The sequence below is a fragment of the Amycolatopsis sp. QT-25 genome, assembly GCF_029369745.1.
Classification (GTDB): Bacteria; Actinomycetota; Actinomycetes; order Mycobacteriales; family Pseudonocardiaceae; genus Amycolatopsis.
This window is the reverse complement of record NZ_CP120210.1, coordinates 1,248,007-1,273,464: the sequence shown is the minus strand read 5'-3', so window position 1 is coordinate 1,273,464 and position 25,458 is coordinate 1,248,007. Positions and strand designations below refer to the sequence as shown.

Genomic DNA, 25,458 nt, shown 5'->3' with positions numbered 1-25,458 from the left:
CACCTTCGCCGGCGGGGAGATTTCATCCGCTCACCCGCGCGATCGCGGCCACGAGGTCGTCGCGCAATCCGGCGCCGACCGCGATGGTGGCCGCCGAGCGCACCGTGTGCTCGCCGCCGTCGATGTCGACCACCACGCCCCCCGCCTCGCGCACCAGCAGGACGCCCGCCATCGTGTCCCACGGTTTGTTGGCCAGGATGACGCTCGCGTCGAGTTTGCCGTGCGCGACCCAGGCGAGGTCGATCGCCGCCGAGCCGAGGAAGCGGACACGCTGCACACGGCCGCCGAGTTCGGCCAGCAACGCCATCCGGACGCGGTTCTTGACCTCCGCGCCCTCGCCGACCGCGAAGTCGCCGATCGACAAGATCGCGTCGGACAGCTTTGTCGCCTCCGAGGCCACGAGACGTTCACCGTCCGCGTACGCGCCCTGGCCTTCCACAGCGGTGTAGGTGACATCGAGGAACGGCAGGGAGATCGCCGCGACAGTGCTCTTCAGCCCGTCGACGAGCCCGAGGGAAACGCCGCACAGCGGGATCCCGCGCGCGAAGTTCGCCGTGCCGTCGACAGGATCGAGGGCCCACCACAGGTTCTCGTCGCCTTGGTGCCCGCGCTCCTCGCCGAGGATGCCGATCTCCGGCGTCTCCCGCGCCAGGAAGGCACGGACGGCGTCCTCGACGGCGAGGTCGACGTCGGTGACCATGTCGCGGTCCCCTTTGGCAGCAACGGAAAACGACGTCATCGAACGGATGAGGCCGGTCGCCTTGGCGACGGCCTCGGCGGCGACGGACAACAATGCGGCGTGGTCGGTCATCTGGGTACCGTAACCGGAATGGATCTGTTCCCGACCGCCACGACGGCCGACGAACGCGCACGAGACGCCGGCGTCGCGGTACTGCCGATCGGCGCTTTCGAACAACACGGCGCGCACCTCCCGCTGACCACCGACACGGTGATCGCGACGACGATCGCCGACGCCCTCGCCTCCGCGTACCCGGTGCTCCGGCTCCCGCCGATCACGATCGGCTGCTCGCACGAACACGCGGACTGGCCGGGCACGGTCAGCATTTCGGCCGCGACGCTGTACGCCGTGGTGAACGACGTCGCCGCCTCACTGCGCCGGTCCGGGGTGGCGAAACTGGTGCTGGTGAACGCGCACGGCGGCAACTACGTCCTGTCCAACGTGGTCCAGGAGTCGACGTCGCCGATGGCGCTGTTCCCCGGTGTCGAGGGCTGGCAGGCGGCACACGACGCGGCCGGGCTGGAAACGTCGCTGGACCACGACATGCACGCCGGGGAGCTGGAGACCTCCCTGCTGCTGCACGCCCATCCGTCGCTGGTCCGGCCCGGTTTCGCGGAGGCGGACCACCTCGCCGACGACAGACGGCACCTGCTGACGGTGGGGTTGCGGCCGTACTCGGAATCCGGAGTGGTCGGACGCCCTTCGCTGGCGACGGCGGAGAAGGGACGGCTGGTGCTGGAATCACTGGTGGAGAGCTTCGGGGAGACCCTGGCCGCGTTGGGCTGAAGGGGCCTTGACCCGCATGCCATGCGACGAAAGCGCCCTTCACCGCTTAAGACGCGGGGAAAGTCCCCTTCAGCTCCCCGAGCCCACCGACTCGATCGCGTCCAGATGCGGCAGGAAGTGATGCATCCGTTCCTGTTTCGTCCGCAGGTACCGCAGATTCTCGTCGTTGGGCGTGACGAGCAGCGGTACCCGCTCGCTGATCGCCACCCCGTGCCGCTCCAGCTGGTCGACCTTCGCCGGGTTGTTGGACAGCAACCGCATCGTTCGCACCCCCAGGTCGGTCAGGATCTCCGCCGCCGCGCGGTAGTCGCGCGCGTCCACCGGCAGCCCGAGCGCGATGTTCGCCTCGACGGTGTCGAGCCCGTCGTCCTGTAAGCGCATCGCTTTCAGCTTCGCGAGCAGGCCGATTCCGCGTCCTTCGTGTCCTTGGGCGTACACGAGGACTCCGGCGCCCTCCTCGACGATCGCCCGCAGCGCGGCGGTCAGCTGGTCGCCGCATTCGCACTGCATCGAGCCGAACACGTCACCGGTGAGACATTCCGAATGGACGCGCGCCAGCGTGTCGAAGGCCGCGACGTCGCCGTGCACCAATGCCATCTGCTCGGTGCCGTCGGCGTCCAGGTAACCGATCGCGCGGAAAACGCCGTGACGAGTGGTCAGTCTGGTCTCCACGACCCTCTCGACGGTCATCGGGATCTCTCCTGTCTGTTCGGTGACTCCTGACAGAACGCGCGAGCAGAACGCCCGCACCGGGAAGGCTGGAGACGAGCGCGAGCACGCCGTAGACGACGGCGACGGTGACCCCCTGCGCCGAACCGAGACCAGCCGCGCCGAACAGCAGCGCGCAGACGCCTTCGCGCGGGCCCCAGCCGCCGATGTTCAGCGGCAGCCCCATCGCGAGCAGGGCGAGGACCATCAGCGGCAGCAGGTCGCCGATCGGTGCGGTGACCCCGGCCGCGCGTGCGGCGACGGCGAACAAGGCGAGATGTCCGGCCAGGGTGGCGGCCGAAAGCAGGCTCACACCGGGCCAGGTCTCCTTGGTCAGCAGGCCCAGCCGGACGTCGGCGAGTACGACGGCGAATCCGCGACGCCCTTTCGATCCACTGTGGATCCACCGCTCTCCCGCCGTCATCCCGGTGACGACGGCCGCGAAAGCGAGCACGACGACCACGATCCCGGCGACCGTGACGGCCTCGCCGATCGGCGGCGGCACCACGGAAGGCACGCCGAACACGACAACGATCGAAGCGCCGATCACCGCGATCTGCCCGGCCGTCCGCTCCAGCACCACCGCGCGGACGCCGCGCAGGACGTCACCGGACTCGCGGCCGTGCTGCACGGCGCGGTCGACGTCGCCGAGTATCCCAGCCGGCAGGACACCGTTGAGGAACAACGCGCGGTAGTACTCGCCGACGGCGCTCGGTAACGACAACCGGAGACCGAGCCGGCGCGCGACCAGGCACCACCGCCACGCGCTGAAAACCGTGGTGGCGAAACCGATTCCGAGCGCGGCGGCGACACCGCCGGCGTCGACCTCACGCAGCCCGTCCAGGAACGCCCCCGTGCCCAGTTGCCAGACGAGCACGCCGAGGATGCCGAGCGCGCCGAGAATCCGAAGCCAGGGCCAGAGGCGTTTCACGACGGCACCATCAGGAGATCTTCGTGCTGGATCATCGCGTTCAGCTCACCCGCCGCGCACTGCGCGAGCCGCCACCGCGAATACGCGTCACCGTCCGCCGCCAGCTCCGGCCGCTGCTCGCAGGCGGCGTTGACCCAGCCGGTGAGCCATTGCGCGGTCAGCGCGGCCTGATCCGCCCCGAGCCGCCACGGGCTCGGCGCGCGCCGCACGGTGGCGCCGAGCCGTTCGAACACCCCGAAGGCGACGTCCACCGCGTCCGGGCCGAGCAGCCAGCGGCCGTCGGTCACCCGGCGCTGGTGCGCGTTGAAGGCGTCGGAGATCTCGATGTCGAACTTGTCCTTGGGCGACAGCACCACCCGGCCCGAGACGCTCAACGTGAACAGGACCGCGCAGCCCGCCTCGACGCACGCCTCCGCCAGCCGGGACAACTCCTCGGCGGTGAGCAGATCGAGCAGCGCCGACGCCGCCACGAGCGAGGTCCCGGCGAGGTCCTCGGCGCGTAATTCGGTGATGTCACGCTGTTCGGTGGCGACGGTGACTTCGCTGCCGTCCACCGCGTGCTCCGGACGACTGGTACGGGCCAGCGCGTGGGTGAGCAGTTCGGGATCGCGGTCGTACAGGATCCAGCGCTGGCGGCCGGGCAGCCGCCTGGCCAGCCAGCGGCCGAGTGAACCGGTGCCACAGCCGAGATCCCGGATGACGACCTCGTCCTGTCCGCGCAGGAACGCCCGCACGGGCTCGACCAATTCGGTCGAGCGGGCCGCGGCGTCGGCGTCTTCACGCAGCCGAAGCCAGCCGGGGGCGTACTTGATCACGCCGCCGTCCTTTCGTTCAGCAGCACGGCGGCGACGCCGCGAGCCGTCTCGTCCCAGCCGGGCAACGTCTCACGGCGAAGGCGGGCAGAGGCGCGAAGGCGGTCACGCAGATCGGGCTCGGTGAGCCAGCGGCGGAGCGCCGTGGCCAACGCGTCGACGTCCTCACCAGGGACGAGCATTCCGGGCATACTGCCGTCGGGCGCTCGGCCGAGGGTGTCCGGCAGGGCGTCGACGGCGGTCGCCAGCACGGGAACGCCGTGCGCGAGCGCCTCGGTGACGACCATGCCGTAGGTCTCCGCGCGCGAAGGAAGCACGAGAAGGTCTGCGGCCGCGTACGTCGCTTCGAGCGCTTCGCCGGACCGTGGGCCGGCCAGAGTGAACCGATCGCCGAGCGAGTGCCGCCGCAGGCGTTCGACGTAGCGGGTCTCACGGCGGATGGCACCGACGCATTCGCAGGTCCACGGGAGATCCTTGAGCGACTTCAACGCGTCCGCGAGCAGACCTTGCCCCTTGCGCGGCGTCACGGCGGCGACGCAGACCAGCCGCGTGCCGTCCGAGCTCCCGGCCGCGATGCCGGCCTTGTCGACGCCGGGCGGCACCGCGTGCACGCGGTGCGGGGCGAGGTCGTGATGCTCGACCAGCCGTCGTGCCGCCCACTCGCTGGTCGTGACCACGGCCTCGACCGAGCCGAGTGTCCTGGCCTCCAGCCGGTCCAGTTCGGCGGCGAGCGAAGGGGAAAGTCCCGTCTCGTCGGCCAGCGGCAGATGCACCAGCACGGCGACCGAGAGCCGTCGCGCCGACGGCACGATCACCTCGGGCACGCAGCAGGCGACCAGCCCGTCGAGCAGGACCGCCGAACCGTCCGGCAGTGCGGCGAGCTTGCGCGCCAAGACGTTGCGCGCCTCGGTGTCCGGCCGCGGCCAGTTCCCGTGCACGGCGATCTCGTGGACCTCCACGCCCGCCGCGACGAGGCCGTCACACAGGCGGCGGTCGTAGACGTTGCCGCCGCTGGGCGCGCTGACGTCGTCGATGTCGTTGGGCAGGACGACGTGCAGGCCACTCACAGCGCACGCTCGTAACTCGCCCACGCGACGTGGGATTCGTGCAGCGAGACGACGATCCGCTCGAGCCCGCGGGCGCCTTCACCGAGCGCACCCGCGTGGACGCGATCGGCGAGCCGGTCGGCGACGACCTTGGCGAGGAATTCGGTCGAGGTGTTGATCCCGGCGAACTCGGGCACGTCGTCGAGGTTGCGGTAGTTCAGGTCGGCGAGCACCGCTTCGAGCTCTTCGGTCGCCTTGCCGATGTCGACGACGATGTTGTCGGCGTCCAGTTCCGACCGGCGGAACGTCGCGTCCACCAGGAAGGTCGCCCCGTGCAACCGCTGCGCGGGACCGAAGACCTCGCCGCGGAAACTGTGGGCCACCATGACGTGGTCGCGGACGGTGATGCTGAACAACGGACCTCCTCCGGTCGTGCCCTCAACGTGTGTCCTCCGGCTGGTAGGTGACACGGAGGCAGAGCGTTCCTGGTTCATTCGAGGCCAGCCGCGGCAAGACGTCCGGTAGTTCATGGAACCGGCATTCCTCGGTGACCAGCACCTTAAAGACGGGGTCCGACAAAATGCGCAAAGCGAGGGCCAAGCGGTCGCCGTGGCTTCGGTTCAGGCGGCGGGACGGCGAGACCAGGCCGACCTGGCTGCAGCGGATCGCCAGCCGTCGGGAATGGAAGTTCTCGCCGAGCGGCACGCTGATCCGGCGGTCGCCGTACCAGCTCAGCTCGACGACCTCGCCCTCCGGCGCGAGCAGTTCCAGCGATCGCGCGAGCCCGGCCTCACTCGCGCTGGCGTGTACCACGAGATCGCAGTCGCCCAGCGCGTCCTCCGGTGTCGAGAAGTCGACACCGAGCGCTTCGGCGATCTTCGCACGCTCCGGGTCGATGTCGATCAGCTGCACCCTGGCCGCCGGGAAGCCTGACAGGAGCTTCGCGACGCTGCTGCCGACCATTCCGGCGCCGACCACGGCGATCCGGTCGCCGAGTTTCGGCGCCGCGTCCCAGACGGCGTTGACCGCGGTCTCGATCGTGCCCGCGAGGATCGCGCGCTCCGGCGGCACGTCGCGCGGCACCGGCGTGACCGCGGCCACCGGGACGACATAGCGCGTCTGGTGCGGGTACAGGCAGAAGACGACCTGACCGACGAGTTCCGCCGGACCCTGTTCGATCACGCCGACATTGAGGTACCCGTACTTGACGGGCCCGGGGAAGTCGCCTTCCTGGAACGGCGCGCGCATGGCTTCGCGTTGGCTCGGCGGGACCTCGCCGCGGAAGACGAGCGTCTCGGTGCCGCGGCTCACGCCGGTGCACAGGGTGCGCACCAGCACCTCGCCGTCGCCGACCGGAGGGAGCGTGACCGACCTGAGCTCACCGTCGCCGGAACCACTGAACCAGAAGGCGCGTTCCATCGTGTCCTCTCATGTCGGCCCCTTCGCGGGGGTCGTCGTCACCATAACGAGGAGGCCTCGTGATCAACCCCGGAATCTTCCTGGGGGTCCTCGTCCAACTGGCACTGCTGGGGACGTTGGACGTCGTCGCCGGCCTGGGCACGGCGGGATGGCTCGCGGGAGCCGCCTACGGCCTCGCCGTGGGCGGATTCCTGACCCACGGCCTGAACCGGAGCACCGCACGCTCCCTCGGCCCCGCCGACTCCGTGACCCTGGCACGCTCGGGTCTGGTCGGCTGCGTGACCGCGCTCGTCGCCGACACCGCCGGCCGGGGGACCGTCACGATGGTGGTCCTGGCGTCGGTCGCGCTCGCCCTGGACGCCGTCGACGGCCAGGTCGCGCGCCGCACCGGGACGGCGTCGCCACTCGGCGCGCGGTTCGACATGGAGGTCGACGCGTCTCTGATCCTGCTCCTGAGCGTGGTCGTCGCGCAGTCTCTCGGCCCGTGGGTGCTCACGATCGGCGCGATGCGCTACGTCTTCGTCGCCGCGAGCAGGCTGTGGCCGTGGCTGAACACGCCGCTGCCGCCGAGCATGGCCCGCAAGACGGTCGCGGCGGTGCAAGGTGTCGCGCTGGTCGCGGTGGCTTCGACGGTTCTGCCGCTCTGGGCCGGTTTCGTGGTCACGCTGGGCGCGCTGGCGCTGCTGACCTGGTCGTTCGGCCGCGACACGTGGTGGCTGCTGGAGCAGCACGCCTTCACCGCCGCGCCCGCCTGATCACGCGTACTGCGCTTCGCCGTTCCCGATCGACCAGTTGACCGGATCGGTCTCGGTGATCATCACGAGCACGTTCCGCGGCTCGGTCCCCGAGTACTCCTCGGCGAGTTCCACGATCCGCCGGTAAAGGGCCTTTTTCTGCTCGTCGGTGCGTCCCCGCCGCATGGTGATCGTGATGAACACGACCCCCTCGTCGCGGTGGATTCCCAGGTAGTCGTCGTATTTCAGGGTGCTCCGGCCGTTGAGGACCTGGAAGCGATCGTCGGCCGGGATGCCGAGCGTTTCGACCATCGCGTCGTGGACCGCGTTGCCGAGGGCTTCGAGCTTGTCGGTCCCGATGGCGTCGATGCGGACGAAGGGCATGTCAGTTCTCCTTGGTGGTGAGCAGGCCGAGGGCGCCGTCGACGGCTTTCGTGAACACCTCCGGTGAGCCTGCGGCGCGGGCGAGGAGGTAGCCGCCTTGCAGTACCGCGACCAACGCGATCGCCGTGGCGAGCGGATCGAGTGCCTGGTCGAGTTCCCCGGCCGCGCGCCCCTCGTCGAGCAGCTCGGCGAGGCGGCCGGTGAGCCAGCCGAAGAACTGCTCGACCGGCTTTCGCAAATCCGCGTCGGCCATCACGTCGGGATCCTGGGCGAGCCTGCCGACCGGGCAGCCCTTGAGCACGTCGCGTTCGCGGCGCAGGTAGACGGTGACGCGCTCGACGACCGAGCCGGGCCCGGAGAACTCGGCCTCCGCCCTGGCCCGCAACTCGTCGGCATCGCGGCCGATCGCGGCGAGCGCGAGGGCGGACTTGCCCTGGAAATGGTGGTACATGCTGCCCTGGCCGGCGCCGGAACGCTCCTGAATCGCCTTCGGACTCGTGCCGACGTACCCGCGCTCCCACAGGAGCTGGCGCGTACTCTCGATGAGCCGTTCCCTCTTGTCCACAACCAGACCGTACATACTAGTAGGTACAGAGACAAGCGGCGCGACGGGAGCAAGGGACCTTTGCTATCACTTCGGCGAGAATCCGCAGGTCAGCGACCCAGGCCCCGCCCCAAGCAGGTGAAGGCCCTCTTCCTTGCGCCTAGGTACAGGAAGGGGGCCTTCACGTACTTCGGGCCCATCCCGGAGGCACAGGTGACCGGGACCCGTCAGCGGCTTCCAGCCGGTTCACCGCACGACGTGGTCGTACGCGGGCTTCAAGGCGTCCACCGGACCCGGCGGCGCCACGAGCGGCCCCTTCGCCCAATCGCAACCGAGTTCGTGCAAGACCTTCAGTTGCCGCGCGGTCTCGACCCCTTCGGCGACCACCACGAGGTCGACGGCGTGCGCCATCGCCATGATGCCGGCCACGATCGGCTCCGCGTCGCTCGATCTCCCGAGATCGGCGACGAACGATCGATCGATCTCGATCACGTTCAGGTCGAGGCGGCACAGCTGGGCGAGTGACGAGTATCCGGCACCGAACCGTTCCGCGGTCACCCGCACGCCCGTCTTCCGCAGCGCGTCGACGGCGTCGGCCGCGTCCTTCAACGCCGTCTCGTCGACGTCGAGGCTCAGGTCCTGCGGACCCAGCCCCGCGTCTTCCAGCGTTGTCTGAACCACTTGCAGCAAGGTGGGATCGCCCAGTTGGCGGACCGACAGGCTCACGTTCACCTTGCAGTGCACACCATGATCGGCACGCCATCGAGAGATCTCGCGGGCGGCCTTGGCGAGCACCTCCGCCCCGATGACCGTCAGAAGATCGCCGTCGTCGGCGATCCCGGTCAATTCCGCCGGGTCGATCGGTCCCCGGACCGGGTGATTCCACCGGGACTTCGCCTTCACCGCGACCAGGTCGCCCGTCCGCAAATCGACGACGGGCTGATAAACGGTCTCGACCAGGCCGTCCGCCACGGCGTTCCGCAGATCCTGTTCCAAGGCGAAACGGTTCTGCACTCGTTCACGCATGATCGGCGCATAGAAAGCGTAACGGCCAGGTCCGAATGTCTTGGCTTGATACATTGCCAAATCGGCGTCTTCCAGCAATTCGTCGGCGCTGCGGGGATCACCGGGTTCGGCGATCACTATTCCAATGCTCGTATTGATATGCAGTTCGCGGCCGTGCACCGTGAGCGATTCGGCGAGCCGCCGCTGAAGGTGATCGGCCAGCGCCCGTACTTCGGCGGCTTCGGCATAACCGGTGGTGATGACCAGGAACTCGTCCCCGCCGAGCCGTCCGACCAGGTCCGAAGGCCCGGCGGCGGCCCTCAGCCGGTCTCCGACGATGCGCAGCACCTGGTCGCCGACGGTATGACCGAGCGAATCGTTGATGATCTTGAACTTGTCGAGATCGATGAACATCACGGTGGTCGTGCGCACCGGGTCGGCGATCGTGCGGCGCAGGCGGTCGAGCGCGAGCGTGCGGTTCGCGAGCCTGGTCAGCGGATCGTGGGTGGCTTCGTAGGCCAGCCGTTCGCTGATCGCCCGCCGTTCGGTGATGTCGGCGAACGACGTCAGCACCGAGGGCACGCTCTGGCCCGGCGCCATCAGCGGACCGGAGGTCAGGGAAAGCCACCGATGCGCACCGTCGCGCCGCCGGATCTGCAGCACCCGCCCGGTCTCGACCTTCCCGGACCGCCGCACCCGCGCGGACGGCAGGTCGTCGACGGGCACCGGGGCGCCGTATTCGTCGTGCAGCCGCAGCGTCCGGCTCTCCAGGCCGACCAGGGCGCCCGGCGGAACACCGGCGATCCGGTGCGCGGCGGAATTCGCCAGGTCGATCCGCCCGCCGGGACCGACCAGCAGCACCCCTTCGTCGAGCGTTTCGACGACGGTGGCGAATTCGGCCTCGGCCCGGCGCTGCGCGGTTTCGTCGGCGCACAGCAGCACGTAGCCGTCGAACATCTCCGCCGCGGACACACGCACCGCCAGCGCCGTGCCGTCGGCGCTGAAATGCGTCGCCTGCACGACACCGCCCGCCGCGACGACCTGCCGCGGGCTCATCGGCGCTCCGACGACCTCGGCCACCGGGACCCCGATGACCTCGTCGAGGTCATGTCCGTAGACGGCCTCGGCCGCCGGATTCCAGCTCGTCACCAGCCCGTCGGGCGAGGTCGCGATGATCGCGTCGCTCGCATGGCCGACCAGCGCGGCTTGGAACCGCAGGCCCGCCTCGGCCGCCTTCTGCGTGGTCAGGTCGCGCATGATCACCTGGTACGCGGGTTTGCCCTCCCAGGTGGTGAGCACCGCCTGCGATTCGACAGTGAACTTGCGGCCCTGAAGCGTCCGCAGGGTCATTTCGGTCGGCTCACTGAACGAACCCGGCTCGGCCAGCGACCCGATCCGGGCCAGCAACGCCTCCCGCGAGCCGTCGTCGACCAGGTCCATGATGTGCAGCCCGATGAGCTCGGTGGACACCCGCGCGCCGAGAAACCGCATCGTGGCCGAGTTCACGAACACGAATTTGCCGCGCTGGTGGACACAGATCCCATACGGACTCGCCTCGACCATCGTGAAATATTGCGTGCCCAGAGTCCCGCCGCCGGAATTTTGCTGCAAAAGGCGGTACCCTTTGCCGAGAAAGGCGAGCGCGGGTTCGCCGCGGTGATCCTTCTCGGCGGACAACTCGGTCAGCAAACGGACGAGCGACGCGTGCCGGTCGGTTTTTCCCACCGTGCGGGTCGCGGTGCCGTTCGCCGGCGAGGAATCCTGATCCGAGGGCCGGTGGGTGTCGGGAGTCCCACCGCCGAGATCGTCAGGATCCATCTGATCCAAACCCCCTACTCGACTGCTGTAGCTTCCGATTAGATCACTAATCGACGGAGCCGTCCCCCTCCGGCAACCGACGGGTACGGCTTTCCCCTCCCGGCGCTGACCGAATGTAGTTGAAAGGAAACACGTGCGGAGCGAAACAGACATCTGCGGCATCGGGGCCGTGACCTCTTACGGCTGGGGGCGCGAATCGCTGTGTGAGGGCCTCGCGAGCGGCGTTCCCGGACCGCGGCTCACCGAAGGCTTCGGAGCGACACCGGATCTGCCCGGCTGGGTCGGGGAGATCGCCGACGGGGGCAGGCCGAGGGACGGCAACCTGCACGGCCGCGCCCTGCTCGCCGCGGCACGGGAAGCGATCGAAGACGCCGTCACGCGGGGCTGGTCACCCGGACGACGGGTCGGCGTCGTTTCCGGCGGCGTGCGGGAAGACCAGCGCACCTGGGACAGGTTCGTCCTGCTCGGCGAACAGTTGATGTACCGCCGCGAATTCATCGGCATGATGCCGTCGACCCCGATCTCCATGCTGATGTCGGAGTTCGGTTTCCACGGCCCGGCGATGGCCACGTCCGCGATGTGCGCGACCGGCGGTGCGGCGCTGCTGACCGCGAAGATGTGGCTGGACGCGGGAATGGCCGACGACGTCGTGGTGATCACCACCGATCTGTCCGCGACCCGGGCGATGGTGCGCAGTTTCGTGCACTGCGGGGTGGCGGTCACCGACGCGCCACCGCTCGACGCGTGCCGTCCGTTCCAAGCAGGCACAAGGGGTTTCACCTTCGCCGAGGCCGCGGCCGCGGTGGTACTGACCAGACAGAAAACCGATTCGTACGCGACCGTGCGCGGTGGTGCCATGACCCACGAAGCACACAACGCGATCGCGCTCGACCCCGACGCGACGACGGCGATCACGGCGGTGACCTCGGCGCTGGAGAACGCGAACGCCGCCGCGGCGGACGTCCGGTACATGAACGCGCACGGAACCGGCGCGAAACTCTGTCACCGCACGGAATCCCAGATCCTCGAAGCGGTGTTCCCCCGCCGCACGGAGATCTATTCGCTCAAGCCGCTGACCGGCCACTGCCAGTCGGCAGGCGCGCTGACCGAGATCGCGGCGATCTGCCTCGCGGCGGAACGGGATCTCATCCCGGCTCCGAAGCCGGTGGCGGAAGGGCATCCGCAGCTGATGGAGGGACCGTCCCGGCCGGAAGGCGGGCTCACCGTCAAGACGTCGATCGGGATGGGCGGCTACGTCACGGCTGTCGTGTTGGAGACCGCCTAGCGCGCAATTCGACGACACACGGTCTCGACGTCGTCACGAACCGTCATTTTTCGTGCTCACGTGTCCGATACTCCTCGGTAGCGGCAAGCATCGAGCACGGAGGCGACCATGAGCGCGCGAACGGCGTCCGACAACCTCGTCCACAACTACCTGTTCCTGCGGCGTGCCATCGGGCTCCTCGGGATCGGGCTGCCCTTCGTGCTGATCTTCGGGAAGCTGGTCGTCGACGGCGGCGGGCTGCTCACCTCGATCAGCGGTTACTACTACTCGGGAATGCGCGACATCTGGGTCGGTGTCCTGTGCGCCATCGGCGTCTTCCTGTTGTCCTATCGGGGTTACGGTCGTGTCGACGACATCGCCGGGAACATCGCGGCGGTGGCCGCGGTCGGGGTGGCGCTGTTTCCCACCACACCGTCGAACGGGGACCGCACGGACGAGATCGTCGGTCTGCTGCACCTCGGTTTCGCCGCGCTCTTCTTTCTCACCTTGGCGTTCTTCTGCATCGTGCTGTTCACCAAGTCGGACAAGGAGATCCCCGGTGCCCGCAAACCCGAACGGAACCGGCTCTACGTCGCCTCGGGCGTGATCATGCTGGTGTGCCTGGTACTGATCGTGCTCTGCGGTCTCGTCTTCGACGCGGAGACGCGGTCCTTGCACCCGGCGCTGTGGCTGGAGTCGCTGGCGATCCTCGCGTTCGGCGTGGCGTGGCTCACCAAGGGCGGGACGCTGCTGCCGGACAAGGCGGTCGTACCCGGGACGCGAGTGACGGCCTGACCTGTGCCGATCGAGGTAGCGGAACCTTTGCCCTCGGCCGGGTCGTTGAGGCCTTATGACCGATCGCATCGCATTCCCGCTCGGCCGCCGTGATCTGCTCGTGGTCGCCGGGATTCCCGGGGCGGGCAAGAGCACCCTGCTGTCCAGGGCGGCGACCGGCGCGATACCGGTGCTCGATTCCGATCAGGTCCGCGCGCGGCTGCGCGAACGGCTGCCCGCCGCGCTGCCGTACCGGTGCTACCGGCCGCTGGTCCACCTGTGGCATCGGGCGCGGGTCGTCCGGTTCGCGCTGGCGGACGGCGGTCCGCTCGTCGTGCACGAACCGTCGACCCGCGCGACCACCCGCGGGCTGCTGGCCCTGCTCGGCCTGCTGAGCCGGCGGCCCGTCCGGTTGCTGTGGCTCGACGTCGACCCGGAGGTCGCCCGTGCGGGTCAGGTCGCGCGCGGGCGGGTCATCCGGCGCCACTCGTTCGCCCGTCATGTCACCAGGGCCGAGAAAGTACGCCGTGAACTGCGTGCCGGCTGGGTCCCGGCAGGCTGGCGCAGCGCACGGATGGTGACCCGCGAGGTCACCGGGGCACTGCGGTTCGTCCCCGAGGAGGAACCGGGGAGACAACGCTCAGGTGAGGTCCTGCTCCTCCGCGTCGAGCGGCCCGCGGTGCCCGCGGTCCGCGCCGGCTAGCGGTTCCGGCTCGGGTTCCTCCACGGGGCCGGGACGGTTCGGATGCGGTGTCACCGGCGTCCAGCGAATGCGTACCGGCATCGTCGTTGGTCCTTTCCACTGATGCGAAGGCCCTCTTACCGGGATACGGACGCGCCGAGCGATCGGTTCGGGTTCTGCCGCACGACGATCAGGCGGTCGATTCCGGCCGACCTCCCTTCAGTCCTTCCGGGCACGCGAACGCGCCCGGCGTTTCCCTTCGTGCATCGCCACGACTCGCGCGATGGGGATCGTGTGCCCCTGCTCGACGAGATCCGCGGGCAGCGTCCGCGGCGCGGGCATCGACTCGGCCCACGGATCCCTGTCCGCCAGGAGAGCGGGTGCCGTGTGGACGGTGAAATCGGCGGGGACCACGCTTTCGAGATCGTCCCAGGCCACCGGGAACGACACCGTCAGCCCCGGCCGCAGCCGCGGGCTGTACGCCGCGGCGACCGTGTTACCGCCCGCCCGCGTCGAATCGAGGAACACCTTTCCCTCGCGGTCTTCCACGATGTACGCGGTCGTGGCGAGGGAGGGATCGACCTGCTCCGCGCGAGCGGCGAGCGCACGGGTCGCGGCGGCGACGTCTTCGAAGCCTTGCCCCGGCGTCAGCGGGACGAAGATGTGCACACCCTTGGCACCACTGGTCTTCACCGCTCCGGCGAGGCCGCAGTCGTCGAGGGCCTGGCGCACCAGCCACGCGGCCTTCACGACATGCGAGAAATCGTCGCCGGCGGGCGGGTCGAGGTCCAGCACCAGATGGGTCGGGCCCGCATCGGCGTCCGCGGTCATCAGCGTCGGGTGATATTCGACGGCGCGCTGGTTCGCGAACCACAGCAGTGTGCGGCGGTCGTCGCACAGGGCGTACGACACCTGCCGTTTCGAAGTCTCCGCCCAGATTGCGGACCGCTTCACCCACTCGGGCGTGTATTTGGGCAGATTCTTCTGCATGAACGGATCCTGGCCGCGCAGGATGCGGATCACCGAAAGCGGCCGGTTCTCCAGCACCGGGAGAATGCGGTCCGCGACGGCGTCCAGGTAGTCCACCAGGTCGCGTTTCGTCGCGCCCTCGAACAACGGCTGGTCGAGATTGGTCAGCTTGACCCCGTCGCGTTCGTCATCGCTCATGGGGTGAGCCTGACACAAAAGCCTCGTGAGAGGTAAGGACGGACGGACCGCCCCTACCCCTCACGAGCCCGATGCCTAGCTGATGTTGGCGTCGATGCAGGCGTAGAACGCGTTCGCCGTGTCATAGACGTTCCAGCGGGCGAGGATCTTGTGCCGCCCGCTCTGCTGCAGGTTCACGCTGTGCGTGACCGTGGCGCCCGGCTGCGCGCCGTTGTCGTTGAAGCTGGCGACCTTGGCCCCGTCGACGAAGTACTCCCAAGTGCTGGTGCGGTGGCGAGCCGTCAGCGTCCACCGGAACGAGGTGGTACGGCCGAGGGAATGCACCTTCCAGCCCTTGCTGTCGTCGTTGAGATCCGCGAACCGGCCGACACCGCCATTACAGCTCATGAGCCCCTTGGGGCCCTCGACGCTTTGCGGTTCCCATTTGATGGAGCCACAGGAAACTGTGCTCTGGGCGCATTGCGCCTGCCTGCTCGCAGGCGAGGAAACGTAGCCGTGCGCGTTGGCGGTGCCCGCCGGGATCGCGACCAGCGCCGCCGGCACCATCGCCGCACCCGCCGCCAGGGTCAAAAGCCGTCGTTTGAAGCTCATGCCTACCCCTTTCCCATCTCTGCACCCACCGCTCGCCCGATCGGGGAACGTCCGCGGACTCGAGGTTCCTGGGCCACGGAGGGCGAAAACCACTGAAGCTTGGGACACATCCGCCGCTGCGCCGAGCTGGCGGATGTGGTCTAGACCATAATTGGTTCAGACGACTTGGTCAAGAGTAACCAACCGGGCACTTGGCGCGGTGAAGATCGAACAGGAGTTGTCAAGCCGGAGAATCAGCCCGCACCCAAACAGACGAACGGTCGCCTGAACGGGTCAACGGCGATGGTGTCCGCCAGGGCCGTCGCCGGTCCGGCCCCTTCGGCGAGGCCGCGGTGGTAATCGTCCATCGCCGCCGCGGCGGCTTCGTCACCGACTCGGCTCAACGGCGCGATCACCGTCCGCGAACCGCTCGCGAGCAACGCGCTGGCGAAACCGAGCACCTCGTCGCCGGGCCGGATCCGGTTCAACGCCAGTTCGCACGCCGCGAAGACGACTTGCGACGGCGGCTGCGCGAGTCCGGCCATCTCGTGCGCGAAGAGCGTCCCGTCGGCCAGTTCGAGCCGGGAGAACAAGGCGTTCTCGGGCTCGTGCGCGCCGTGCGCGGCGATGTGCGCGAGTTTCGCGCCGTCCAGCGCGCGCAGCACCGACGTCACGGTCGCGTCGGAGCCGGCCAAGGTGTGCGCGGTCCGGTAATGCGTGGCGAGTTTGTCGAGTTCGCCCCTGGTTCCGACCAGGCCGGGACCACGGACGAGAACGACCTTCCGCGCGCGCGACACCGTCGAGCGTTCCGCGCCCAGCCACGCCGTCGCCGACGGGGCGACGACGATCGGCCGCGACCGCAGCGCCGGCAGTACTCCCCAGGGGACGGCGAACAACGGGCCGGTCGGCACGACGACCAGGCCACGGTCACCGAGCAGGTGCTCCAGTGGCCGGATCAGCTGGACGTCGAGCCGTTCGGCCTGTTTCCGTGCCGAACCGAGCACCGACTGGACCAGTGGAGCGGGCAGCCGATCCGGGGCTAGGGCGTCGAGGTCGACGTTCAGCATCCGCGCGCATTCCGCCGCCCGCTCCGCCGAGCCGAGCCGCACCAGTTCGCAGCTCCCCTCGACGACGACCATCGCCACCAGGTCGTCCCCCGAGGACGCGAAACTCACCAACGCGCGCTCGCCCAGCTCGTCGGCGACCTCGGCGAGCCGCGCGATCGGCCGCGGCCTGCCCCAGCGCCCGGTGTGCCATCCGAGCCGATGCGCTTCACGCAACCGCTCGGCGTGTTTCGCGCGCAACGCCGCCGTCGGATGCCCGTCGTGCTGCGCTTGGTGAATGGCCTGATCGAGCCCCCGCACCTCACCGACCCGTTCGGCGAGTTCCGGGTCGCTCGCCACAACTGGTTCGTACCGGTAACTTTGCGCGCGCGTCCGTTCCGTCCAGCTGAACAGCCGGGCCGCGTCGGCACGCTCCAGCACGATCTTGACGGCCAGATCCGCCAGTTCCCTGCCGTGCAACGCCGTCCCGGACACCAGCTCGATGCCGCCCATCCGGTCACGCACCCGGTCGAGTTCGGTGAGCCCCGCCCGGATCTCCGCCAGCGCCCTGGTCTTGTCGCCCTCGGCCACCGCGAGTTCCGCCCGGCAAAGCCTGCGCAACATCCGGTAATCGACGGAGGTCAACCGCCCCGGACGCGGAATCCGTTCGAGCAGCTCGGCGGCACGTTTGCGCCTTCCCTTCCGCAGCTCGACCCGGACGGCCAGCATCCGCGCCAGCGCCGCCTGGTCGGCGAGCCGCGGCATCGGCATCCCGTTCGCCGCGCGTAACGCGCGCGAGGTCAGGCTGGGCGGGATCTCGTTGGTACGCAAGGCGTCCAGCACGTCGGCGCGGAGGCCGACGATGGTCGCGTTGGCGACACAGGTCTGACAGCCCCAGCGCAGCGTTCGTCGCCGGGCCGAAGCGGCATAAGTGCGTGCGAGCTCCAGGTCGTCGGTCATCAGCGCCGCGGACGCGCGGAACAACTCCACCCCACCCAGATCCCGGGTGATGCTCCGCTGTTCCAGCATCACCGGCAGAATCTCGTCGAGATGGGCCCCGGCCTCCTCGGCGAGACCCGCCGTCAACAACGCTTCGGCGCGCTCCCACCTCAGCAGCGGCGGGATGTCCAGGTCGAGCGATCGGTAGATCCGCTCGCTTTCGTCGTAGAGCCGCAGCGCGGCGGGCACGTTCCCGACCCGGAGTTCCAGCGTGCCCAGCGGACGGCGGACGTCCGCGGCCTGCACTCGCAGGCCGTTCCGTTCGGCGAGGTCCACGGCGCTGGCGAGGTCTCGCCTGGCCCGGCGGATGTCGCCGAGCCTGGTGTAGGCGAGTCCCCGGGTGGTCAGCGTGCCCAGATACGGGTCGAGCAAGGCCGCGGGATCCTTTTCCATGGCGAGGATGGCCTCTTTGTGCGCCAGCGAGGAATCGAAATACGCGGTGCTTTCCTCGTTCCGCCCCACCGCCATGAGCAGAAGTCCGTAATTGTGGTCGAGCTGACCGCGCAATTCCGCATGAAGACGGGGCTCGTCCACCGCTTTGAGCAACAGGCGGACATCGTCCAGGCCGGCGAGGCCGGAGGCCACGCCTCCGCTGGTCTCACAGCCCACGGTCGCGATACTGGAGGCCAGCCGGATTCGGGTGGCCAGCCAGTCGTTCCGCATCCGTTCGGCGACCGGATGGATCGAATCGAGTAAGGCCATACCCCGCCGGAGCAGGAGAATGCCTTCGCGTTGGCGGGCCGAACACGCGGCATCGATGCCGGCGCGCTGGAGTTCGCGCGCCTTGCGAATGACCTCGCCTTGATCGAGCTTTGTTACCGCCACTGTTCTATGACAGCACAGTCCGTAGCCGAGAGTCGCCCGTCACCGGTTCGAGGCCGGGTGACGGGCGACCTCTTCAGCCAGGAGTGCTGCTCAGGGAGTGGGCGGCGGCGTCTGAGCACATCCACCGGGACAGTCCCGGACCCGCTGGTTCTGATGCACGCAATCCGCGGTGTGCCGGTGTCCTCCCTGGTCGGGCGTGGGCTGAGCCGGGTCGACCGGTTCCTCCTCGCCGATGGGATCCCTGACGTCCGTAGGCGTCGACATGTGACGATCTCCTCCCCTGATGATCTTCCTTTGCCGTACCAGAGCAGCCCCATTACGGCGGCCCCCTCTGTTCCCAGGCCCTCTTCCTGCGAACGGGGCAATAATGCCACAACGGAGCAGTGATCGGGAGTTTTTACCTACACTGAGTCATCGTCGGCACCCAAAAGGGCGACGCCTTGTTAGCAGGCCTTACGACTTGTGCCGAATGGCCCAACAAGGCTTGCGCCACCTTCCGGGACGGCGGCTGATCGGCGGTTGCCCGTTGCGCCGTCCGGCCTAAGATCCAAAATTTCTTGCGCCATAAGGGTTTTCGGCCGAGAACGTGGGGGAACCCCTAGCCCGTCGGGGGTTGACCGGCAGATATCCGGAGGAGATAACGATGCCAACGTGGTTGGTCATCATCATCGTCATCGCCGCGATCCTGGTGCTGGGAGCGGTGGCTTGGTTCGTCATCGCGGGACAACGCAGGCGTCGTTTGCAGGAGACGTTCGGACCCGAATACGACCGGGCCGTCAAGGAACACGAAAGCCCGCGAGAAGCCGAACGTGAGCTCTCGTCGCGGGTGAAACGCCATTCGGATCTCGACATCCGTCCGCTGTCCCAGTCCACAAAGGACCGCTACGCACAGGAATGGGCGCTGATCCAGGAACAGTTCGTCGACCGCCCGTCCGGCGCCGTCGTCGAGGCGGACCGGGTACTGGTCTCCTTGATGGCCGAGCGCGGCTACCCGACCGAGGGATACGACCAGCAGGTCGCCGATCTGTCCGTCCGGCACGCGAACGCCTTGCGGCACTACCGTGCCGGGCACGACACGCTTGAGCGCCATCGGGAAACGGAAATGTCCACAGAGGACATGCGTGAAGCGATGAAGCACTACCGCGAAGTGTTCGAAGATCTGTTGACAGACGCCGGCGAAGGAGCTGAAAGCCATGGAGAGCAGGCCACTGGAAACCGAGGGAACGGTACGGCCCGACGAGGAACGGATCGCTGACGGCCGAGACGGCGACACCGGGCAGGCATTGAGCACCGAGGACCTGGTGGCCACTGATTCCGGCCGCGCCACCGATGCCGAACCGGCCCACGAAGACGAGGCGCAGACGTTGTTCGACAACGTCGACGTGGACAAGTTCCGCGAGAGCTGGCAAGGCATCCAGACGGCCTTTGTGGACGATCCGCAGCGGGCGGTCAAAGAGGCCGACGAACTCGTCGCCGTGGTGATCCAAAACCTCGCCACGACCTTCGCGGACCACAAGAAGGAACTGGAATCCGCGTGGAGCCACGGGGAACCGGCCACCGAAGACCTCCGGATCGCGCTGCGCCGCTATCGGTCGTTCTTCAACCAATTGCTGAGCTCGTAGGCGAAAAGCTCGATGGCTCCGGACCGGAAACGGTCCGGAGCCATCAGGCGCCGGTGGTCGATCCGGGCCGCACGATCATGAGCACCGTCACCACGGCCCAGAGCAGATTGAACATCCCCGTGTACATCGCCACTCGCCCCGCCGTGAGCGGTTCCGACGGCGGCTCGGCGGCCAGCGTGGCGAGGATCGCGTTCTGCCCCGGCAAAACCAGCAACGCCAGCACGCCGGCGGCCGCGGCGGTGAGCACGATCGACACGATCACCCACAGGTCGCCGAAGACCCGCATGCTGCCCGCGGTCGCCAGCCCGAAAAACGGCACCGCCAACCCGAAGACGGCGTAGACCCGGCAGATCCGGTTCAGCACGCGCGGCACCGCCAGTCCGGAACCCGGTTCGGCGAAAGCCTTCCGTGCGGCGGCGGGGAACATGCTCGCCGCGACGGTGACCGGGCCGACCGCGACGACGACGGCGAGCACGTGCAGGATCAAGAAGACTTTGGACACGAAGCCGAGCCTATGATCGTCACCCCGGTGTCCGGTACCGGGATTTTCGACAGATGTCACAGGATTCCGGCCACGCACTACGTCCGGTGACGTACGCCGGATGCCGCCCGGGGACGGATGTGCCGGGGGCCACCCACGGGACACCATTCGTCACCATGAACCTTCCCGTGGACACCGACGAACTCACGAAACGGTACGGCGAGCACCTCGCCGTCGACCGGATGAAACTGACCGTCCTGCCCGGCGAGATCTACGGCTTTCTCGGCCCGAACGGCGCGGGCAAGACGACGACGTTGCGGATGCTGCTGGGCCTCGTCCGGCCGACCGCCGGCAGTGTGCGGCTGTTCGGCAGGCCGCCCGGCGAGCGCGGCGAGGTCAGTGAGGTCGGTGGAGTCGGGGCCTTGATCGAATCGCCCGGCTTCTACCCGTATCTGTCCGGTTCGGACAATCTCAAAGTGCTGGCCCGTTACAGCCGAACGGATCCGCTTCGCGTCGGCGAGGTGCTCGAGCTGGTCGGCCTCGCCGATCGCGCCAAGGACCGGTACTCGGCCTACTCCCTAGGGATGAAGCAGCGGCTGGGTGTCGCGGCGGCCCTGCTGAAGGATCCGCGGCTGCTGATCCTCGACGAGCCGACCAACGGGCTGGACCCGGGCGGGATGGCCGACATGCGGGTGCTGATCCGGCGGCTCGGTGCCGAAGGCCGCACCGTGCTGTTGTCGAGTCATCTGCTGGGCGAGGTCCAGCAGAGCTGCGACCGCGTCGGGGTCGTGTCGCACGGACGGCTGGTCGCGGAGAACACGGTGGCCGAACTCCGCGGCGGCACGGTGCTGCACATCGAGACCGACGAGACCGTGCGTGCCGCCGATCTGGTGCGGCGCTGGATCGGCGCGGAAAACGTACGCGTGAGCGGGACCGGGCTCGATCTGACCGTGGCCCCGGACCGCGCCTCCTGGCTGAACCGCGAACTCGTCACGGAAGGGATCGCGGTACGCGAACTGCACGTCCGCGAACGCGATCTGGAACAGGTCTTCTTCGAGCTCACCGGAGAGGTGGCGGATCATGTGGGGTAGCTGCACCGCCGAGCTGGTGAAGCTCGTCCGGCGTCCGGCGAACTGGTTCATGCTGGGGATCGCGGTCGTGCTCGGCCTGACCTTCACCTATCTGCTGCCGCTCGCGGGCGCGGCGGGGTCGCCGAGCGGGGCGCCCGGTACGGATCGCGGGCTGGCCGCGACGGCGCCGTCGAACCTGGTCGGCAATGCGATCGGCGGGCTGCCGGTGTTCCTCGGGGCGATCCTGCTGGTGCTCGGGGTACTGGCCGTCGGCACCGAATACGGGTGGAGCACGTGGAAGACCGTGCTGACACAGGGACCTTCGCGGTTGACCGTCTACTGTGGAAAGTTGTTCGCGCTGGCCGTCGCGTCGCTGACCGTCGTGCTCACGAGCTTCGCCACCGGCGCGGTCACGAGCGCGCTCATCGCCTCTTCGGAGGGCGAGCCGATGAACTGGCCCACGTTCGGGGAGATCGTCATCGGGATCGGCGCGGGCTGGCTGATCGCGATGACGTGGGCGGCCCTCGGCGCGGCGCTCGCCATCGCGATGCGCGGGGTGGCGCTGCCGATCGGACTCGGCCTGGTGTGGCTGCTGATCGTCCAGAACCTGCTGTTCGGCGTCGCGGCCCCGCTGGTGGACTGGGTCGGCACGCTCCAGCTGGCGTTGCCGGGCGCCAACGCCGGTTCGCTGGCCGCGTCGCTCGGCGCTTCGGGTGCGACGCCGGGAATCGGGGAACTCGTCGGCGTCTCCCAGGCGACGTCGGTGGTGGCCGGCTACCTGGTGGTCTTCGCCGGTCTCGGTGGCTGGCTGCTGCGGCGCCGGGATGTCCTCTGAAGGTCGGTGAAGGCCTCCTTCCCTACCTTGAGGCAGGTGCGGGAGGCCTTCACTGGCCGCTAGGCGAGGGCGTCGAGGTCGGCGACGACGTCCGCGGGCAGTTCCAGCTTCGCGGCGGCGACGTTCTCCCGCAGGTGCGGCACCGAGGACGTACCCGGAATCACCAGGATGTTCGGCGACCGTTGCAGCAGCCACGCGAGCGCGACCTGCATCGGCGTCGCGTCGACCCGGCGGGCGCAGTCGTCGAGCACCCCGGACTGCAACGGCGTGAACCCGCCGAGCGGGAAGTACGGCACGAACGGGACGCTGATGGCCGCGAGGGCGTCGAGCAGGCCGTCGTTGGCGCGGTTCGCGACGTTGTACTCGTTCTGCACGCAGACGACCGGCGCGATGGCGCGAGCCTCCTTGACCTGCTCCGCCGACACGTGGCTCAGACCGAGGTGCCGGATCAGGCCCTGCTGTCGCAACTCGGCCAGCACCTCGAACGGCTCCGTGATCGAGACCGGGATCGGGAAGACGCCGTGCTCCCCCGCGAGCCGCAGGTTGACGACGTCGAGCACGTCGACACCGAGGTTGCGCAGGTTGTCGTGGACCGCGGAGGTCAGCTCCTCCCGCGAGAGCGCCGAAGGCCAGCCCTTGTCCGGAGTCCGCTTCGCGCCGACCTTCGTGACGATGTGCAGGTCGTCCGGATACGGGTGCAGCGCCTCGCGGATCAGCTCGTTGACCGTGTGCGGACCGTAGAAGTCGCTGGTGTCGATATGGGTCACCCCCAGCTCGACCGCTTCGCGGAGAACGGCGATCGCGGTCTCGCGGTCGCTCGGCGGCCCCCAGATGCCGGGGCCGGACAGCCGCATGGCGCCGTAGCCCATCCGGCTCACGGTGAGATCGCCGAGGGTGAGGGTGCCGCCTGGGCTCATGGTCGCTCCTTGTGCGAGTGGGTTCCGCTCACCTTAAGCAGGTCCGGCCGGTCCGGCGCGTGCGGGAAGGGAGCAAGGGACCTTTGCTGTCGCTCGGAGCGCTGACCCGCGCGAACGGCGAGGCCGACCAGCTGGTTGGCCAGCCCTTCGATCAGCCCGGCGACGAACATGTCGTGGCCGGCGGGCGCTCCGCGTTCGGCCAGGACCGTCGCCACGGCCTCGCCAGGGTTCGCGTACGGCCACAGGCCCGCCACCAGGATGAAGACCGTCTTCGCGAAGTGTCCGGCCGCTTCGGCGTTTAACGGGACCCGGTCGCGGACGACGTCGGCGAGCCGTTCGGTCCGTTCACCCGCCCGGGTCTTGAACGCCCTGGCGGTCTCCACGGAGATGTTGCGTTCGAGCACGGCGGCCATCGTGCTGATCAGCTCGCACAGCAGGCGCTGTTGCGAGAGCGACTTCGCGATGACGGTCGCGACGCGCACTTCGCGCTCGTACCCAGGCTTCGCGACGTCAGGGGTGTCCAGTTCGCTTTCGAGCTCGTCGAGCCAGACGACCCAGATCGAGTCGAGGACTTCCAGGAAGATCGCCTCGCGGCTGTCGAAGTACCGCAGCACGTTCGATTTCGCCAAGCCGACCCGGTCGCTCAGTTCCCGCAGACTGATCCGGGACACGGGCCGCTCGGCCAGCAGTTCGCGCGCCACCCCGAGGATCGCCGCGCGCCGGGCCTCCACCTGTTCCGGCCGCCGCGCACGCTGGAAGTCGGGGGCCACGCGCCGCACGGTACCAGACCACCCGGCTGTTACTCGGCGTTCGCGGACCTCCGGGCCTGCACCCGCTTGTAGCTCCAGATCAGCAACGCGAACAGGATGAGCCCGGACAGGATCAGGCTCGAACCGGTGCTCCAGCCGCCCAGCGGCAGTCCGGGAACGACGCCCCAGACGATCCCCGCGGCCAGCAGACCCAGCCCGGCCAGCACCGAACCCGCGATCCGCAGCGGAGACGAAACACTGTCTTCGGCCGCCTTCATCGCCCGGTCGCGGATCGGATCGACGTACTTCTCCACCGCGGGGAACTCCGAGGCCAGCACGAGCAGGCCCGCGAGCACCAGGAGCAGTCCCGGCCCTGGCAGCACGAGGAGCGCGATACCGACCAGCAGAAGAATGCCGCCCGCGATCAGGATCAGAACCTGCTTCACGGGTTTTCCGATGCCCACCGTCGTCTCCTCGCCGTCGCCTTTCCGTCGATTGTGCCGGTCCGACGGGGAACGCGCTGGTCCGGCCGAGCACGAGTACCTTCGCGGGAGCCGTCTGTTTCGCGCGAAACCGTTCGTCGGGGTGATGAACCACCTGGAGATGGAGGACTGATGCGCTACCTGTCGCTGATCTGCGGGACCCCGTTCCCGGGCGCGACGACTGCGCCGAGCCGATGGACGAAAAGACGCAGGCGTGGGTCGACGAGATGACCGCTCGCGGGGTGCGGTTGTCCGGCAGCAGGCTCCGGTCGGCGGCCACCGCGACCACCGTGCGCCACCGCGACGGCGACCTGCTCGTCTCGGATGGGCCCTTCGCAAAGACGAAGGAACAGATCCTCGGCTACGACCTGATCGAGTGCGCCGATCTCGACGAGGCGATCGAGATCGTGTCGACGCATCCGGTCACGAGGTTCGCGACCATCGAAATCCGGCCGATCTGGCCTACCCCCTGAGTTCCGTCCCCGTGCGGGGCGAGGGTGGACGCGGGCACCGAGGCAAGGGGCTCTCGCGGCGCGAACTTGGCCGCCATCGGGCCGACTGTCCCTTGAGGACGTTCTCTGGCGGGCCGATCGCCGAGCACATGTACAGTTTGCGCGGGGTCGGGCGCACTGGATGCGTAAACAAACTCGCCGAAAACTCAGGCCACCGTTGACTGTCCACAGGGGACTTCGAAACGAGTATTGGCGCCCGATTTGAGCGTTTCGCGCGGGGGTCGCGAGCGGTTCGGGTTATCGAGAGGCGCAATCTTGGCGTACGGAAGTCGGAGGCAGGCGCGAATCGCCGCAGGGCCTGGCGCGACCTCACAGTCCACAAGTGATCCCAGTGTCCGCTATGCCGCCGCCGTGGTTCTCTCTCGCTGGAGTACATGAAGGCCCCCTTCCTTGCGCTAGACGCAAGGAAGGGGGCCTTCATGTACTCCACGGTCGCCCCAGGCGCACCGGCGAACCCCATCCTCACTTTGCCGAAGTACGCGAAGGCCTCCTTCCATGCCTTCAGCGTAGAAAAGGAGGCCGCCACAGACCTGCGATCAG

General features: G+C 68.6%; 27 protein-coding genes. 10 read left to right on the top strand and 17 right to left on the bottom strand.

The genetic code is table 11. From position 1 onward, the window contains the following. Positions 1-22: 22 nt before the first annotated feature. The gene (locus tag P3102_RS06265) at positions 23-811 is read right to left on the bottom strand and encodes an inositol monophosphatase family protein (RefSeq protein WP_276367293.1); all 789 of its coding nucleotides are present in this window, start codon (positions 809-811) and stop codon (positions 23-25) included. Between the two features lie 18 nt (positions 812-829). Here P3102_RS06265 and P3102_RS06260 point away from each other — a divergent pair, with 18 nt between their 5' ends. Then, the gene (locus tag P3102_RS06260; protein ID WP_276367291.1) at positions 830-1,525 is read left to right on the top strand and encodes a creatininase family protein; all 696 of its coding nucleotides are present in this window, start codon (positions 830-832) and stop codon (positions 1,523-1,525) included. Between the two features lie 69 nt (positions 1,526-1,594). Here the strand turns inward: P3102_RS06260 and ribA are convergent, their stop codons facing one another. From ribA to P3102_RS06230, 6 genes are read right to left on the bottom strand one after another with little or no spacing between them, the layout of a single operon-like run. Continuing rightward, the gene (gene ribA / locus P3102_RS06255) at positions 1,595-2,155 is read right to left on the bottom strand and encodes a GTP cyclohydrolase II (RefSeq protein ID WP_276371008.1); all 561 of its coding nucleotides are present in this window, start codon (positions 2,153-2,155) and stop codon (positions 1,595-1,597) included. Beyond that, positions 2,049-3,164: a lysylphosphatidylglycerol synthase transmembrane domain-containing protein gene (locus P3102_RS06250; RefSeq protein ID WP_276367290.1), complete on the bottom strand. Its 1,116-nt coding sequence runs from the start codon at positions 3,162-3,164 to the stop codon at positions 2,049-2,051. Before P3102_RS06250 ends, ribA begins: the two co-directional genes overlap by 107 nt. Continuing rightward, positions 3,161-3,979 carry a class I SAM-dependent methyltransferase gene (locus P3102_RS06245; RefSeq protein WP_276367288.1) on the bottom strand — a complete coding sequence of 273 codons (819 nt, stop codon included), beginning with the start codon at positions 3,977-3,979 and terminating at the stop codon, positions 3,161-3,163. Before P3102_RS06245 ends, P3102_RS06250 begins: the two co-directional genes overlap by 4 nt. Beyond that, complete coding sequence (locus P3102_RS06240; protein WP_276367287.1) at positions 3,976-5,043, bottom strand: glycosyltransferase family 4 protein; 1,068 nt, start codon at positions 5,041-5,043, stop codon at positions 3,976-3,978. Before P3102_RS06240 ends, P3102_RS06245 begins: the two co-directional genes overlap by 4 nt. Continuing rightward, entirely contained in the window at positions 5,040-5,438 is a 399-nt protein-coding gene (locus tag P3102_RS06235) for a 6-carboxytetrahydropterin synthase (protein WP_276367285.1), read from the bottom strand. The genes P3102_RS06240 and P3102_RS06235 overlap by 4 nt, the downstream gene beginning before the upstream one ends. Before the next feature lie 22 nt (positions 5,439-5,460). Next, entirely contained in the window at positions 5,461-6,441 is a 981-nt protein-coding gene (locus tag P3102_RS06230) for a zinc-binding alcohol dehydrogenase (RefSeq protein WP_276367283.1), read from the bottom strand. A gap of 59 nt (positions 6,442-6,500) precedes the next feature. On the opposite strand from P3102_RS06230, the gene P3102_RS06225 reads away from it, so the two are divergent. Beyond that, positions 6,501-7,196 (top strand): CDP-alcohol phosphatidyltransferase family protein, encoded by a 696-nt coding sequence (locus tag P3102_RS06225; RefSeq protein ID WP_276367282.1) that lies wholly within the window; start codon positions 6,501-6,503, stop codon positions 7,194-7,196. On the opposite strand, the gene P3102_RS06220 is transcribed toward P3102_RS06225, so the two are convergent. The 3 genes from P3102_RS06220 to P3102_RS06210 form a co-directional block, all read right to left on the bottom strand. Next, positions 7,197-7,559: a tautomerase family protein gene (locus tag P3102_RS06220; protein WP_276367280.1), complete on the bottom strand. Its 363-nt coding sequence runs from the start codon at positions 7,557-7,559 to the stop codon at positions 7,197-7,199. A 1-nt stretch (position 7,560) separates the two neighbouring features. After that, the gene (locus P3102_RS06215; RefSeq protein WP_276367279.1) at positions 7,561-8,124 is read right to left on the bottom strand and encodes a TetR/AcrR family transcriptional regulator; all 564 of its coding nucleotides are present in this window, start codon (positions 8,122-8,124) and stop codon (positions 7,561-7,563) included. Between the two features lie 225 nt (positions 8,125-8,349). Then, positions 8,350-11,079, bottom strand: a complete 2,730-nt coding sequence (locus tag P3102_RS06210; RefSeq protein WP_276367278.1) for an EAL domain-containing protein — start codon at positions 11,077-11,079, stop codon at positions 8,350-8,352. Between P3102_RS06210 and P3102_RS06205 the strand changes: the two genes are divergently transcribed. The 3 genes from P3102_RS06205 to P3102_RS06195 all read left to right on the top strand — a co-directional run bounded on the left by P3102_RS06205 (position 11,060) and on the right by P3102_RS06195 (position 13,667). Continuing rightward, a complete protein-coding gene (locus P3102_RS06205; protein WP_276367276.1) occupies positions 11,060-12,211 on the top strand; it encodes a beta-ketoacyl synthase N-terminal-like domain-containing protein in 1,152 nt (383 codons plus the stop codon). The genes P3102_RS06210 and P3102_RS06205 overlap by 20 nt on opposite strands. 108 nt (positions 12,212-12,319) lie before the next feature. Further along, positions 12,320-12,985, top strand: coding sequence for a DUF998 domain-containing protein (locus P3102_RS06200; protein WP_276367275.1), 666 nt, complete (start codon positions 12,320-12,322; stop codon positions 12,983-12,985). A gap of 55 nt (positions 12,986-13,040) precedes the next feature. Further along, on the top strand, positions 13,041-13,667 hold the full coding sequence (locus P3102_RS06195; RefSeq protein WP_276367273.1) for an AAA family ATPase: 627 nt from the start codon (positions 13,041-13,043) through the stop codon (positions 13,665-13,667). 198 nt (positions 13,668-13,865) lie between these two features. On the opposite strand, the gene ligD is transcribed toward P3102_RS06195, so the two are convergent. From ligD to P3102_RS06180, 3 genes are all read right to left on the bottom strand, one after another. Continuing rightward, positions 13,866-14,813 carry a non-homologous end-joining DNA ligase gene (gene ligD, locus P3102_RS06190; RefSeq protein ID WP_276367272.1) on the bottom strand — a complete coding sequence of 316 codons (948 nt, stop codon included), beginning with the start codon at positions 14,811-14,813 and terminating at the stop codon, positions 13,866-13,868. Between the two features lie 75 nt (positions 14,814-14,888). Further along, positions 14,889-15,404, bottom strand: a complete 516-nt coding sequence (locus tag P3102_RS06185) for a lytic polysaccharide monooxygenase auxiliary activity family 9 protein (protein WP_276367270.1) — start codon at positions 15,402-15,404, stop codon at positions 14,889-14,891. A 233-nt stretch (positions 15,405-15,637) separates the two neighbouring features. Then, a complete protein-coding gene (locus P3102_RS06180; RefSeq protein ID WP_276367269.1) occupies positions 15,638-18,250 on the bottom strand; it encodes a CHAT domain-containing protein in 2,613 nt (870 codons plus the stop codon). A 643-nt stretch (positions 18,251-18,893) separates the two neighbouring features. Between P3102_RS06180 and P3102_RS06175 the strand changes: the two genes are divergently transcribed. Beyond that, complete coding sequence (locus P3102_RS06175) at positions 18,894-19,505, top strand: hypothetical protein (protein WP_276371007.1); 612 nt, start codon at positions 18,894-18,896, stop codon at positions 19,503-19,505. After that, complete coding sequence (locus P3102_RS06170) at positions 19,444-19,872, top strand: hypothetical protein (protein WP_276367267.1); 429 nt, start codon at positions 19,444-19,446, stop codon at positions 19,870-19,872. Before P3102_RS06175 ends, P3102_RS06170 begins: the two co-directional genes overlap by 62 nt. Positions 19,873-19,915: 43 nt before the next feature. Here the strand turns inward: P3102_RS06170 and P3102_RS06165 are convergent, their stop codons facing one another. Continuing rightward, positions 19,916-20,374: a hypothetical protein gene (locus P3102_RS06165; RefSeq protein ID WP_276367266.1), complete on the bottom strand. Its 459-nt coding sequence runs from the start codon at positions 20,372-20,374 to the stop codon at positions 19,916-19,918. 155 nt (positions 20,375-20,529) lie between these two features. On the opposite strand from P3102_RS06165, the gene P3102_RS06160 reads away from it, so the two are divergent. Further along, positions 20,530-21,444, top strand: a complete 915-nt coding sequence (locus P3102_RS06160; RefSeq protein ID WP_276367264.1) for an ATP-binding cassette domain-containing protein — start codon at positions 20,530-20,532, stop codon at positions 21,442-21,444. Beyond that, positions 21,434-22,258, top strand: a complete 825-nt coding sequence (locus P3102_RS06155) for an ABC transporter permease (protein ID WP_276367263.1) — start codon at positions 21,434-21,436, stop codon at positions 22,256-22,258. The genes P3102_RS06160 and P3102_RS06155 overlap by 11 nt, the downstream gene beginning before the upstream one ends. 59 nt (positions 22,259-22,317) lie before the next feature. Here the strand turns inward: P3102_RS06155 and P3102_RS06150 are convergent, their stop codons facing one another. From P3102_RS06150 to P3102_RS06140, 3 genes are read right to left on the bottom strand one after another with little or no spacing between them, the layout of a single operon-like run. Beyond that, positions 22,318-23,175: an oxidoreductase gene (locus P3102_RS06150; RefSeq protein WP_276367261.1), complete on the bottom strand. Its 858-nt coding sequence runs from the start codon at positions 23,173-23,175 to the stop codon at positions 22,318-22,320. Continuing rightward, the gene (locus P3102_RS06145) at positions 23,172-23,945 is read right to left on the bottom strand and encodes a TetR family transcriptional regulator (protein ID WP_276367260.1); all 774 of its coding nucleotides are present in this window, start codon (positions 23,943-23,945) and stop codon (positions 23,172-23,174) included. Before P3102_RS06145 ends, P3102_RS06150 begins: the two co-directional genes overlap by 4 nt. 29 nt (positions 23,946-23,974) lie before the next feature. Then, positions 23,975-24,388 (bottom strand): PGPGW domain-containing protein, encoded by a 414-nt coding sequence (locus P3102_RS06140; RefSeq protein WP_276367258.1) that lies wholly within the window; start codon positions 24,386-24,388, stop codon positions 23,975-23,977. Between the two features lie 212 nt (positions 24,389-24,600). Here P3102_RS06140 and P3102_RS06135 point away from each other — a divergent pair, with 212 nt between their 5' ends. Continuing rightward, complete coding sequence (locus tag P3102_RS06135) at positions 24,601-24,879, top strand: YciI family protein (RefSeq protein WP_276367257.1); 279 nt, start codon at positions 24,601-24,603, stop codon at positions 24,877-24,879. Positions 24,880-25,458: the final 579 nt, after the last annotated feature.

What these genes read in the sequence shown, in the direction of transcription:
- P3102_RS06150 (WP_276367261.1), bottom strand. Translation starts at nt 23,175, where the DNA reads ATGAGCCCAGGCGGCACCCTCACCCTCGGCGATCTCACCGTGAGCCGG.
- P3102_RS06155 (WP_276367263.1), top strand. Translation starts at nt 21,434, where the DNA reads ATGTGGGGTAGCTGCACCGCCGAGCTGGTGAAGCTCGTCCGGCGTCCG.
- ligD (WP_276367272.1), bottom strand. Translation starts at nt 14,813, where the DNA reads ATGAGCGATGACGAACGCGACGGGGTCAAGCTGACCAATCTCGACCAG.
- P3102_RS06160 (WP_276367264.1), top strand. Translation starts at nt 20,530, where the DNA reads ATGAACCTTCCCGTGGACACCGACGAACTCACGAAACGGTACGGCGAG.
- P3102_RS06265 (WP_276367293.1), bottom strand. Translation starts at nt 811, where the DNA reads ATGACCGACCACGCCGCATTGTTGTCCGTCGCCGCCGAGGCCGTCGCC.
- P3102_RS06170 (WP_276367267.1), top strand. Translation starts at nt 19,444, where the DNA reads ATGGAGAGCAGGCCACTGGAAACCGAGGGAACGGTACGGCCCGACGAG.
- P3102_RS06135 (WP_276367257.1), top strand. Translation starts at nt 24,601, where the DNA reads ATGGACGAAAAGACGCAGGCGTGGGTCGACGAGATGACCGCTCGCGGG.
- P3102_RS06260 (WP_276367291.1), top strand. Translation starts at nt 830, where the DNA reads ATGGATCTGTTCCCGACCGCCACGACGGCCGACGAACGCGCACGAGAC.
- P3102_RS06195 (WP_276367273.1), top strand. Translation starts at nt 13,041, where the DNA reads ATGACCGATCGCATCGCATTCCCGCTCGGCCGCCGTGATCTGCTCGTG.
- P3102_RS06220 (WP_276367280.1), bottom strand. Translation starts at nt 7,559, where the DNA reads ATGCCCTTCGTCCGCATCGACGCCATCGGGACCGACAAGCTCGAAGCC.
- P3102_RS06230 (WP_276367283.1), bottom strand. Translation starts at nt 6,441, where the DNA reads ATGGAACGCGCCTTCTGGTTCAGTGGTTCCGGCGACGGTGAGCTCAGG.
- P3102_RS06210 (WP_276367278.1), bottom strand. Translation starts at nt 11,079, where the DNA reads ATGTCTGTTTCGCTCCGCACGTGTTTCCTTTCAACTACATTCGGTCAG.
- P3102_RS06200 (WP_276367275.1), top strand. Translation starts at nt 12,320, where the DNA reads ATGAGCGCGCGAACGGCGTCCGACAACCTCGTCCACAACTACCTGTTC.
- P3102_RS06175 (WP_276371007.1), top strand. Translation starts at nt 18,894, where the DNA reads ATGCCAACGTGGTTGGTCATCATCATCGTCATCGCCGCGATCCTGGTG.
- P3102_RS06185 (WP_276367270.1), bottom strand. Translation starts at nt 15,404, where the DNA reads ATGAGCTTCAAACGACGGCTTTTGACCCTGGCGGCGGGTGCGGCGATG.